The organism is Paenibacillus endoradicis (assembly GCF_024721975.1).
On the sequence record NZ_JANQBB010000004.1, the window covers coordinates 397,670 to 409,768 of the forward strand.

Consider the following 12,099-nt stretch of genomic DNA (forward strand, 5'->3'; position numbering starts at 1 on the left):
ATAAAAAGCGACATTGTTGGACCGATGATCGAATGGTCCAACAATGCCGCTCTTGCTCTATATACTAATACTTTTCATATTTACTTAAGGCAAAATATTACCTGCTGCTAGGAAGATTGCATACCACTCTTCACGTGTTAGCTTAATGTCGCTTGCTTTAGCACAATCGCTTAGACGCTCAAGGTTCATTGTACCTGTAACTGGTTGCATATTAGCTGGATGACGAAGCAACCAAGCAATAGCAATTGTTGTATTACTTACATTATATTTTGCAGCAATTTCATCAATTTTTAGATTCAATTCAGGGAATTTCTCATTGCCAAGGAATACTCCTTCAAAGAATCCATATTGGAATGGTGACCAAGGTTGAATCGTAATATCATTCAAACGACAGAAGTCTAGAATACCACCATCACGATCGACAGCTGAACTGTTTGCCATATTTACATTGAAGCCGTTAGCAATCATTGAAGCGTTCGTAATACTAAGTTGTAGCTGATTCGCAACAAGTGGTTGTTTCACAGATTTTTTCAAAAGTTGGATTTGCATGGGTGTTTGATTAGAAACTCCGAAGTGACGAACTTTTCCGCTACTTTCAAGTTTATCGAAAGCTTCAGCAACTTCATCTGGTTCTACTAAAGTATCTGGGCGATGCAATAGTAATACATCTAAGTAATCTGTTCTAAGACGTTGTAATATTTGATCAACAGAATCTAAAATATGTTCTTTTGAGAAATCGAACATTCCTTTACGAATACCACATTTAGATTGCAGAATGATCTTCTCACGAACATCGTCGCTCATATGTATCGCATCTGCAAAGATTTCTTCACATTGACCGCCACCATAAATATCGGCATGATCAAAGAAATTTGCTCCTAGCTCTAATGATCCTTGTACGAATCGCTCAGCTTGAGTTTTATCAAGAGAATTAATTCGCATACAACCTACAGCAATTACAGGTACTTCTAATGCAGATGTTCCAAGTTTAATTGTTCTCATCGGTACATTCCTCCTAATAGATATCCATAGAACTGCATTAACCGAGTTGTCATAATATCGAGATAACAACTCATAACATACATATTGTTACATACTTTTCAGTAGATGTTCAATGGCATAAGCATTGTTTATACACTTTATTAATATAACATAATGTAGCCTATTAAGAATGTACTGCTACTTTTGACTCTGTGGTTTTTCTCGTAGACCAGCAGACACAATTAGACCATGATTGGCAATATTCATAATTATCTCCCCAATCTCACTAGGAGTTTCAGGAAGATCATTCTCAAGCCAATACAGAATCATACCTAAAGCAGCAGAGGTCATATAAGCAAGTAAATAATGTCTGGGAACAGGAGCTGACGTTGTGCCAGGAACGTGTAGCTCGAATTTGTTATATAGAACGTCAGTTAATATTTTTTTAATATGCAATATATATGAAGGATCACCTTTAGGCCCTAATATAGTCGTATAAAATTGGCGCTCCGCAATTAGTTCTTCTAGTATGACAACGATTTTGGGATAAGGAAGATCTTGTTCAGCATATTGACTATGCTCATAAGGATCAACTTGCGAGATAAGATCTGATAACAGATTAATCTTCTCATTCATAATCTGTTGCACCATATGACGAACATCTTGGTAGTGTAGATAAAATGTACCACGATTTAAATCTGCTGCATTAGCAATATCAGTTACAGTTACATGATCCAGACCTTTTTGCTCTATACAAGTAAGTAGTGCTTGCAACAACTGCTGCTTCGTTTTCACCTGTCTCCGATCATATTTAATAGTCATTTGTTCACTCCTTATAGTTAAATGATAGATGTAGTTTATCCTAATGTGCTGAGAGTAGTTTGAGCTGTTGTTCTATAGCAGGTGCTACAGCATTATTAATATATACTAATTTCGTCCGCCCACATCACTGCATTGAACCATTTTAATGAACAGTAAAACTGTCCACTGTTGATTACTTAACAGTTAGTAAAACTTTGATTATTGTGATTGTGACTATCTCTTATTATAATTGACAACATAATCATTATTCAACACGATGTTGATTAAAATAAGGGGTGAAACACTATGAAGATTAGTAAGTATAAAGGGTATACTATCGTAACTGTAGCTGTTCTTGTCGTTACGATCATTTTCGGGGTAGCAATGTTCGGTTCCATTGCAGGAGCTAAGCCACAACAGCTTCCTGTTGCACTAATTGTTCTTGATGAAGGCGTAACTATGCCAGATGGTAGTAACTATAATGCTGGAACTACGATAGCAGAGCAATTGCAAGCCAATGCTCAATTACCTTTCAAGTGGCAGCACATGACTTCCGAAGAGGAACTACAGCTTCAATTCGATAATCAAGAAGTGTATGGAGCAATTGTATTGCCCAAGGAGTTAAGTGCTAATCTACTATCTTTAGCAACACCTACTCCTCAACAAGCTGTTATGAAAGCATTTTACAATGAAGGAATGAATTCGCAGGCTACAAGCGTTATTAAGCAAGTAATGAACAATGTCATAGTCGTGATGAATGGACAGCTATCACAAAAATTACTAGATCAGGTAAGTAAGCAAAATGGAGGTGTAATTCCAGCCACTATTGCAACAGAGTTGATCTCACCAATTGAGTTGAAAGAACAAATTGTTCATCCGATTGGCGAGCGCCAAGCTATGGGTAATGCGCCTGGATTGTTGACACAAATGCTTTGGATTAGTAACTTAATAACCGCAGCAGCACTATTTTTCTTGCTAAGAAAATTTAACACTACGATTATTCATCCCTTGAAGAATCGAGTGGAGCAAGCAACAATCGGACTAATTTTACCTATAGTATCTTCGGCTTTGATGATATGGATGGCTTCTTCTTGGTACGGTATGGAGCTTGTATCATCAGTAGAAACATGGGTTTGGTTAACGATTGTATCATATAGCTTCTTCTATATGCAGTCAGCTTTGTTAAATTGGATTGGTTTGCCGGCAATGGGGTTACTTGTACTGCTAATGTTCTTCTCAATGCCAGTCATGAATCTCGCTCCTCAGTTTCTATCTGATACGACGGTAACCTATCTGTATAACTGGACTCCACTTAGAATTGCTACATCCAGTATTCGAGAAGTACTTTATTTTGGCGGGCTACAGTTTAATACGAATACAGCAATAACAATAATAACGATTGCGGTCGTTTCACTGGTATTATTAATAACTTCTAGTGTTATTGTAGAGCGTAAAAATAATGTGAAACAGGTTATGATGTAACTATGATCACATAATGAACAAGTTAATGTAATAGAAATACGTTATAAGAATGCGTCATCACAAGAAAGAGTACTCCGCTAAGTGAGTTTCTCTTTCTTTTTTTGTTTTTATGGAAATGATTGCAAGAAATATTGCGTATGCTACAATGGAAATATGTAACACCTAGCGTCTATTGCTTGTAAATTGTTAAAGGCATGATTTTATTTAGCTCATTGTGAAACCGTGTTCATAGTTTGGAATTAAGACAAAAGGGCAGATGATATTACCTTTCAGTTTTTGAAGTGTTGGCTTAAGCTCCGTTGATCTTTTCAAGTCAAGTAGTCAATAAACCGTTCTAGGAGGACATGATATGACTTCATCATTACATTCTACTATCGCAATTAATCAGTTAGGATATCGAGAAACAGATAGCAAGAAAGCAATAATAACAGAGCATGAAGGAGTTTTCTACGTAGTAGATTTATATAGTAATGAGAAGATATTTCAAGGTACCACGACAGATGCTAAGTATGACGATGCATCAGGAATGGTAGTAAGTACTGCAGAGTTCTCATCATGCCAGTTACCTGGAACCTATTATATTGAGCTTGAGCAAGAAGTTAAATCTTACCCATTTATTATTGGCAATGATGTGTATCATGATGTGCATCGTGCTTTACTGAAAGCATTTTACTATTTGCGTTGTGGGGTTGAATTAGAGGAACAATATGCAGGAGTATGGAAACATGGTACATGCCATATATCTCTTGTACATATACATGGAGCCCCAGAGCAGCAGTTCGATGGAAGTGGTGGTTGGCATGATGCGGGCGACTATGGTAAATACATTGTTGCAGCAGGAAAAGCAGTAGCTGATTTATTACTAGCCTATGAGTGGTATCCACAAGCATTTACGGCGCAAATTCCATTACCAGAAAGTAATGAACATATGGCTGACGTTCTACATGAATGTAAAGTAGAACTTGATTGGATGTTACGAATGCAGGATCAATTATCAGGCGGTGTTTATCACAAGTTAACAACACTACAGTTTCCACCGATCGATATGATGCCAGAGGATGATCTTGCTCCATTATTTGCTTCACCTATATCAGCTACAGCGACAGCGAGTTTTGCAGCGACATTAGCATTAGCGGCACGTATTTATCAACCGTTAGATGAAGACTATGCTTCATATTGCTTGCAACAAGCGAAGATTGCCTGGACATGGCTTGAAGAGCATCCAAGTTATCCTGATTTTCATAATCCTATTGATGTTGGGACGGGGGAATATGGAGATCCAGTAGATCGAGATGAACGTTATTGGGCGGCTGCTGAATTATATCGTACGACTGGAGAAGAAAAGTACCATGAAGCTTTTCTAGATTTCGTTAGAGAGCAAGATTTTGATCACTATCAACTTGGTTGGGTTGATATGGGAGGATATGGTACGATTTGCTATTTGCTTACGGAACATGATCAAGATGAAGCTGTTGTTACCTTACTTCGCGATGGATTACAGCTAAGAGCTGCACAGTTAGTAGAGATAAGTAAGCAGGATGGTTACGGGATCTCCATGTTACCCCAACATTATGTATGGGGTAGTAATATGAATGTAATGAATAATGCTATGTTACTTCTAATTGCAGATAGATTATTTTCTACTTCGGAATATGTTGATATTGTTACACAGCATGTGCATTATATATTTGGTGCAAATGTAATGGGCACTAGCTATGTCACAGGATATGGTTCTAAACCTATGATGAATCCACATCATCGACCATCGATTGGCGATGGCATTGTTGATCCCATTCCTGGTATGTTATCTGGTGGACCGAACAAAAATTTACAAGATGAGATTGCCACCACACAATTACAAGGCGCGGCTCCAGCGGCAGCATTTATTGATCATATCGAGAGCTATGCTACTAATGAAATTACAATCTATTGGAACTCACCAGCTGTGTTTGTACTATCTCATTTTGTATAATATCTCTACCTACATGACATAACAAACAGCCTGCCAAAAGAGATGATTATAGAATCATCAATGCTTTTGACAGGCTGTTTATTGTAGTTGATTAATTAAATCTGTTTAGATAATATGGTGTCCGTCGCCTGCTCGCAGAAATCCCAGACTTGATCCAAATATGTACGGTTGGTCGCATAAGCGGGATAGTATTGATCGCTAGTAAGATATCGTATAAGTTGAAAAGGATGAGGTTTTTCACTTGTTGCAGCTTTCATCACGATTCCACGATGGTTAATTAATGATCCATTGATGTCTCTATAATTAGTAGAAGTACAGATATCATAATACAGGTCAGCCATACTACTAGGTGGTTGAGAGGTAGGATTTTGTAACCTAGCGAGAATACGATAGCGAGCACTTAGATTTGCTATTGTTTCAGGAGATAGCTTGACTCGATTAATTTGCAGTGCATTTACTCTAATTCGTTGTTCTTTCACTTGTTCTGCGAGTTTAATGGTTAATAGAAATAACGCCATTTTTGAATCTCCATATAATTTGTAACTATTAAAAATTCTTTGGTTAGCATATTCACCACGCATATTATCAAATTCAATCTGTCGTTTCGGATCGAAGAAATGTTTAATATTTGTTGTACACGCATGTAGAATAGCAGGTTGCTTTGCCTTACCCAGTTGCGGTAACAATAGCTGTGTTAATAGGTAGGGGCCAACAACATTCGTAGCAAATGACAGTTCAATATCATCTTCACTTAATAAATATCGTGGCTCCCCATGCTTCAAATAAGCAGCATTATGAATAAGTAGATCGAGCTGTTCAAATCTCTCAGTGAATTGTTGGACAAATTGCTGTATAGAAGCGAACGATGAGATATCTAGTTGCATTAATGTAATGTCATTATTTCCAGTATTTCTAATCAACGCTTGTTGAATAGTTCTACTGCGCTGGATACTTCTACAAGCCATAATGACATGGTCACCTTCTAAGGCGAATTTCTGCGCGGCAGCTTTTCCTATCCCTGAATTAGCACCAGTAATAATAACGATTCTACTCATCAACATACCCCCATCTATCTGTTCCATAGTAAGCATCATCGTAAATAAATTGAAATTCTATAGAGAAGTTTCACATTAATTTAACACATATTACCATGAATGTATCATCGTTGTCTGTACTGAAAATGAACAAAAATTTATTCGACAGGTAATGAAATGGATAAAATATTGAATCATCATCACTTTATGCAATTGTAGTCATCAAATTTTCAACATGATATCTCATAAGCTAAATTGAAAATTATGTTTGGAAGGAGATGATAAGTTGATAAATCTAATTTCAGCATTGCCTAATATCATATCTGAGAGTCAATGTGAAGTGACTTACATCCTTGAAAATTTACACCATAGTAGCGATATTGAATTACGAAACAGTGAATACATAATACCTAATCATAGTCCTAATAAAACCAAGAGAATTGATGATACGATAATGTTATCTAAAGATTGGACAAACCAATTAATATATGGAGATAATCTGCTAGCTATGCAAGCATTATTGGCAGATCATTCTGCAACTGGTCAGCCTTCACTACGAGGGAAAATCGATCTTATCTATATTGATCCACCATTCGACAGTGGAGTGGATTATCGCTCACAACATACGATATCCAGTTCAAATAAAGAGTACTCAACAGTTATGACTCAGATTGCTTACTCTGATTCATGGAAAGACGGAACGGTGAGCTACTTACGTATGATTTGTCCGCGATTAATGTTGATGAGAGAGTTACTAAGTGAAACAGGCTCAATCTATGTGCATATTGATTGGCATGTTGGTCATTATGTGAAAATACTATTAGATGAGATTTTCGGTAGAGATCAATTTCGTAATGAGCTTGTTTGGCAACGAGATGCTGTTGGAAAGGGTGCTAAAAAGGTCTCCAAGCAATGGTCAAGAGAGCTTGAGAGCATCTATGTCTATTCCAAAAGCGATAAGATGTACTTTCAACAACCATATCTCCCTACAGATCAACTTACCTATACTCAGCTGAAGGAATTTCGCTATGCAGAAGAGGATGGACGAAAGTTCAAAATTGTTACGTTAGGCGATTATTCGCAACAATCTATTGAGCAGATGAGAAGTAATAATTTAATCTATACCACTTCAAGTGGAAAACAATATAAGAAGTATTACTTAGATGAATTTCAATTAGCCATCGGTTCACTATGGAATGACATACCAAATCTATCACATGGTCGGAATAATGAACGTTTACATTATGAAACACAGAAGCCAGAGAAACTTCTTGAACGAATTATTGAAGCTTCAACACCAAGAGATGGCTTAGTCGCTGACTTTTTCTCTGGTTCGGGTACGACAGCGGCAGTTGCAGAGAAATTGGGTCGCAGATGGATTTCTTCTGATCTTGGAAAGTCTGCTATTATGACCTCTCGGAAGCGACTACATCAGATATGCAGAAAGCCTTTTATCTATCAAATTTTAAGTAGACTAGAACGCGAACAAGTGTTAGAAGGGAGTAGCTATAATGCGGAACAACATGCTTACTATATATTACAAAGTTTTGGAGCAAAACCTATCGCTGATCAATTGGAAGGATATTACTATGGGAGTTTTCCTAATACAAATACCGTCGTTTTCGTTGATTTAGATAATAAGTTCAAAAATCTCCTTAGTATAGAACTGATAAAAAGACAGTGTACAGAACTCTATAATAAAATTATTATTCTAGGTTGGTCATTTGATCACAAGCTGATAGAATCCGGACGATATGAAGGAATCGAATTGTATATAATCCCAGAACAACTTCGTTACTACTCAAATAATTTTATTAGTAGTCAGAAAGTTTTGCAGGCAATGAACTTAAAATTTTCACCTGTTTCTATATTAAAGTTATGTTCACCCACTATTGAAATATATGATGATGAGTGGCTTCATATCCATCTACAGTTAGAGAATTATCGCAGTTTAGCTGCTCATTATTCTATATCTGCTTATCCTGAACTACATAATATTATGGAGCAGGATCCACTTGCATTAATCGAATATTGGAGTGTGGATAGTGACTACGATGGACAATTGTTTTTCAGTCAGTGGAGAGAACATCGACAACATGTTCATAAGAAAGAAACTAATTATAGAGTAGCAACGAGTCTTAAGATAACAATACCTCGAAAATACGGACAACGTACAATTTGCGTGAAAGCATATGATATATTCGGTTATGAAAGTGAATGGAGTACTACATTAATAGACAACGATATTTTCCAAGGAGGCGATAAACATAGCAAGAACATATAAGTCCGAAGGTAGAAGGATAACTAATTTTTTGCAGGGAGTATTTGGTTTTATAAGCTGTTTTTTATACTTCTATGTATTTACAGGCTTACATTGGAGCTTTCTTGTTATGTTTCTATTGGCAGGAGTAATTATTGCAGAATTAGCAGGTCAGAAATGGACTGCGAAACGTCGTCAATCTGTTAAGAGCAACAGAAATCTTAAAACTAACCGAAGAAGTCAAAGTAAATGATTATAGAATAAAGAGCAAAGAACAAAGAAGTAAACAAAGATTTAACACAGAAGTATGTAAAAGAGCCGTGCCATTTGTCATGAGTGAATCTGACAAGTGGTACGGCTCTTATTGCTATTAATATGGATCAGAGGATTGGCTATACTGCTCGGCAGCTTTAACCGCTTGATCTTCTTTGGATGTTTGTTTACTCATTTCTGATTTGACACCGTCAGCTACGCGGCGGCCATAATCAGCATCACTTTGGGTAATATTATGGATCAATAGATCTTGAATTTCTTTGCGACATTGCACAAGAATACCGACGAGATTTGAGATAAGCTCATCTTTTTCCCAGTCGCTTAACCGACGATAAGTTTCACCTGCTTGTCCAAAATTGTTCTCACGATCAATTTTTTCGCGAACGAGATGTCCTTCGATAAATGGTGTATGTTCTTTACCCGCATTGGTAGCTTCCTTCAATCCACCCAAGAGAGATGGCTCGTAGTTTACATGTGGATTTTTATATTGCCCAAAGTTTTGACGGACATCCATCTGTCCTGCTTCTTGATTGGTCGCCACCGCTTTGTTCGGTTTATTGATTGGTACTTGCAAATAATTGGCGCCTACTCGATGACGTTGTGTATCTGAGTAAGAGAACGTTCTTCCCTGTAGTAGTTTGTCGTCAGAGAAATCTAATCCATCCACAAGAACCCCTGTACCAAATGCTACTTGTTCAACTTCAGCAAAGTAATTTTCTGGATTACGATTCAAAACCATTTTCCCAACTTTATGCCAAGGAACTTGATCCTTATACCATAGTTTTGTTGGATCGAGTGGATCAAAGTCAAACTCTGGATGATCATGATCTTCAAGAATTTGTACAAATAATTCCCACTCTGGATAATTACCTTCTTCAATTGCTTGATATAAGTCACGTGTAGCATGATCATAGCTTAGCTTTTGAATCTCATCTGCTTCTTTTTGCGTTAGATTACGAATTCCTTGCACGGGTTCCCAATGATATTTCACGAGTACCGCTTTTCCTTCTGCATTTACCCAGCGATATGCATGAACACCCGAACCTTGCATTTGGCGATAATTAGCAGGTATTCCCCAAGGAGAGAAGAGGAATGTGAACATATGTGTTGATTCAGGAGTCTGACAAAGAAAATCAAACATTCTTTCCATATCATTAGTGTTCGTAACTGGATCTGGTTTGAAAGCATGAACCATATCAGGGAACTTGAGTGGATCACGAATAAAGAAAATTTTCAAATTGTTACCGACAAGATCCCAGTTGCCATCCTCAGTGTAAAATTTCACTGCGAAGCCACGAGGATCACGTAATGTCTCAGGTGATTGTCCACCGTGAACAACAGTAGAGAAACGGACAAAAACAGGCGTTTGTACTTCCGTATTCGTAAATACTTTTGCACGCGTATATGTAGAGATAGGTTTACCATCTACCGTTCCGTAAGACTGGAAATAGCCATGTGCTCCAGCACCGCGTGCATGAACAACACGCTCAGGTATACGTTCTCGGTCAAAGTGACTTACTTTTTCAAGGAAATCGTAATTTTCCATAGTCATTGGTCCGCGATTTCCAACGGTCCTAACGCTTTGATTGTTCGTAACAGGATGACCTTGCCGATTCGTTAAGGTTTGGTCATTAGATTGTTGTTGATCACTCATAGTAGCAGCCTCCCTAAACTTCTCATTAACTTCTCGAAATATTGTTATAGAGTTGAAACGTATATCGGAAGTAACATGATTATTGTTGTAATATAGTTAAGTATTTCCATAGGAGGGCGAAATATGTATAACAATTGAAATTCTATTGTAATTAAGATGCTTTTTGAACAACCTATATTATTTTGATCGGTACTTCTCTTGTACCAAGTTGGTGATCCCAGGGGTATTGTACATCTAAACTTCGCAATACATCGTGCACAACATCTGTAACCGTATTTTTAAAGATGATTCATAGAAAACTACTATATTTGTATTGGAAACAACGTAATTGCAGCATGTTCTAACATTATTATGAGCAATGACAAAGAAGAGATGAAGCTGACCGAGTAAATATCGGCTAGCCTCATCTCTTCTTTGACGGTCAGTGTATTAAATGATAACAGCAGTACCGCTTACCGCCACCATTAACATACCATCACGAATAACTTCATAATCAATATCTACCCCGATAATAGCATTTGCACCCAATCGATGCGCTTTTTCTTGCATTTCAGACATAGCAGCATCTCTAGCTTCCTGTAGCTTACTTTCATAAGCACCAGAACGACCTCCGACAATATCAGTAATTGAAGCTAGAAAATCACGTACAACGTTGGCACCCATAATAACCTCGCCAGTAGTAAGCCCTAAATATTGTCTCACCGGATGACCTTCAATAGTTGATGTAGTAGTAATAATCATATTAAATCCTCCTAAACTTTTTGTAGCTTCACAAAATACTTCTTACGTAAACAAAAAGTACCAACGGAAGCATAAGCTAAACTTTTTGTAGCTTCATGAGATACTTCTTATGTAAACAAAAAGGTACTCCGAAAGCAATGTCATTAACAGTCTAGATTGTTCTACGAATAGTATGTAAGTCTAGTACGTGTAGTGCGGTAAATGGTTTCCTACATCTTATCGTAGTCCAACTATGTAATATTTATTCCACTAAAAATTACGGAAAAATATTTGTTCTCTATAGCTATCACCGATAGTTTAATAGATTCATATAAATAGAAATAACTACTATTGTAGTAATCATTGACTTGCGAGAACTGAAAATATTGTTAGGTGGGTGAATACATGTCATTAGAGATTAAACAGTATATTGAATTTGAAATGGAACAGGGACGATACGCCTTTCATATAGAAGATGTCCAAGAAATTATTAAGATGCAAGCGATAAAACAATTTCCTCATACTATGCCATATGTCAAAGGTGTTATTAATTTACGTGGTCAAATTGTACCTGTCGTTAGTTTGCGTAAACTATTTCATTACCAAGAAATTGAGCCAACAAAAGATACTCGTATCATATTCATTAATCATAATAACAGTCTAGTTGGAATAATAGTCGATGCCGTACAAAGAGTAGCCTCTTTTTCTAACATCCAACCTCCTCCTGATAAAGTGGGTCATATGAATGGGAGTACCTTTGTTGGTATAGGTATTGCAGAAGATGGATTAGTGGCTATTATTAAAATCGGACAGATAATATAAAATTTTCATTGTTTATTAATATAGGCAAGGAGTGATGCAATAGACATATTGCTTCACTCCTTGCCTATATTCGTATGTAAAGGAATGCGAAAGCGCAAAA

At 37.0% G+C, this 12,099-nt stretch carries 9 protein-coding genes and 1 pseudogene; 5 read left to right on the top strand and 5 right to left on the bottom strand.

Annotated elements, in window-relative coordinates; genetic code table 11:
• Nucleotides 1–84 precede the first annotated feature (84 nt).
• Nucleotides 85–1,002: an aldo/keto reductase gene (locus tag NV377_RS15810; RefSeq protein WP_258201753.1), complete on the bottom strand. Its 918-nt coding sequence runs from the start codon at nucleotides 1,000–1,002 to the stop codon at nucleotides 85–87.
• A 177-nt stretch (nucleotides 1,003–1,179) separates the two neighbouring features.
• Nucleotides 1,180–1,803 carry a TetR/AcrR family transcriptional regulator gene (locus NV377_RS15815; RefSeq protein ID WP_258201754.1) on the bottom strand — a complete coding sequence of 208 codons (624 nt, stop codon included), beginning with the start codon at nucleotides 1,801–1,803 and terminating at the stop codon, nucleotides 1,180–1,182.
• Nucleotides 1,804–2,088: 285 nt separating this feature from the next.
• Between NV377_RS15815 and NV377_RS15820 the strand changes: the two genes are divergently transcribed.
• Both NV377_RS15820 and NV377_RS15825 read left to right on the top strand, forming a co-directional pair.
• Nucleotides 2,089–3,264 (top strand): YhgE/Pip domain-containing protein, encoded by a 1,176-nt coding sequence (locus tag NV377_RS15820; RefSeq protein ID WP_258201755.1) that lies wholly within the window; start codon nucleotides 2,089–2,091, stop codon nucleotides 3,262–3,264.
• A gap of 349 nt (nucleotides 3,265–3,613) precedes the next feature.
• Nucleotides 3,614–5,236 carry a glycoside hydrolase family 9 protein gene (locus NV377_RS15825; protein ID WP_258201756.1) on the top strand — a complete coding sequence of 541 codons (1,623 nt, stop codon included), beginning with the start codon at nucleotides 3,614–3,616 and terminating at the stop codon, nucleotides 5,234–5,236.
• A 95-nt stretch (nucleotides 5,237–5,331) separates the two neighbouring features.
• Here NV377_RS15825 and NV377_RS15830 read toward each other — a convergent pair whose 3' ends face one another.
• Nucleotides 5,332–6,291, bottom strand: coding sequence for an SDR family NAD(P)-dependent oxidoreductase (locus NV377_RS15830; RefSeq protein WP_258201757.1), 960 nt, complete (start codon nucleotides 6,289–6,291; stop codon nucleotides 5,332–5,334).
• Nucleotides 6,292–6,556: 265 nt separating this feature from the next.
• Between NV377_RS15830 and NV377_RS15835 the strand changes: the two genes are divergently transcribed.
• Nucleotides 6,557–8,554: a site-specific DNA-methyltransferase gene (locus NV377_RS15835; RefSeq protein WP_258201758.1), complete on the top strand. Its 1,998-nt coding sequence runs from the start codon at nucleotides 6,557–6,559 to the stop codon at nucleotides 8,552–8,554.
• 106 nt (nucleotides 8,555–8,660) lie between these two features.
• Nucleotides 8,661–8,783: a hypothetical protein gene (locus tag NV377_RS15840; RefSeq protein WP_258201759.1), complete on the top strand. Its 123-nt coding sequence runs from the start codon at nucleotides 8,661–8,663 to the stop codon at nucleotides 8,781–8,783.
• A 117-nt stretch (nucleotides 8,784–8,900) separates the two neighbouring features.
• Here the strand turns inward: NV377_RS15840 and NV377_RS15845 are convergent.
• Together NV377_RS15845 and NV377_RS15850 are read right to left on the bottom strand one after the other, a co-directional pair.
• A pseudogene (locus NV377_RS15845) lies at nucleotides 8,901–10,430 on the bottom strand (catalase); the annotation flags it as partial.
• Nucleotides 10,431–10,886: 456 nt separating this feature from the next.
• The gene (locus NV377_RS15850; protein ID WP_258201761.1) at nucleotides 10,887–11,198 is read right to left on the bottom strand and encodes a YbjQ family protein; all 312 of its coding nucleotides are present in this window, start codon (nucleotides 11,196–11,198) and stop codon (nucleotides 10,887–10,889) included.
• Nucleotides 11,199–11,582: 384 nt separating this feature from the next.
• Here NV377_RS15850 and NV377_RS15855 point away from each other — a divergent pair, with 384 nt between their 5' ends.
• A complete protein-coding gene (locus tag NV377_RS15855) occupies nucleotides 11,583–11,999 on the top strand; it encodes a chemotaxis protein CheW (RefSeq protein ID WP_258201762.1) in 417 nt (138 codons plus the stop codon).
• The last annotated feature ends 100 nt before the right edge of the window (nucleotides 12,000–12,099 follow it).

Coding starts and splice junctions, on each gene's coding strand:
- NV377_RS15810 (WP_258201753.1), bottom strand. CDS start 1,002: ATGAGAACAATTAAACTTGGAACATCTGCATTAGAAGTACCTGTAATT.
- NV377_RS15815 (WP_258201754.1), bottom strand. CDS start 1,803: ATGACTATTAAATATGATCGGAGACAGGTGAAAACGAAGCAGCAGTTG.
- NV377_RS15820 (WP_258201755.1), top strand. CDS start 2,089: ATGAAGATTAGTAAGTATAAAGGGTATACTATCGTAACTGTAGCTGTT.
- NV377_RS15825 (WP_258201756.1), top strand. CDS start 3,614: ATGACTTCATCATTACATTCTACTATCGCAATTAATCAGTTAGGATAT.
- NV377_RS15830 (WP_258201757.1), bottom strand. CDS start 6,291: ATGAGTAGAATCGTTATTATTACTGGTGCTAATTCAGGGATAGGAAAA.
- NV377_RS15840 (WP_258201759.1), top strand. CDS start 8,661: ATGTTTCTATTGGCAGGAGTAATTATTGCAGAATTAGCAGGTCAGAAA.
- NV377_RS15850 (WP_258201761.1), bottom strand. CDS start 11,198: ATGATTATTACTACTACATCAACTATTGAAGGTCATCCGGTGAGACAA.
- NV377_RS15855 (WP_258201762.1), top strand. CDS start 11,583: ATGTCATTAGAGATTAAACAGTATATTGAATTTGAAATGGAACAGGGA.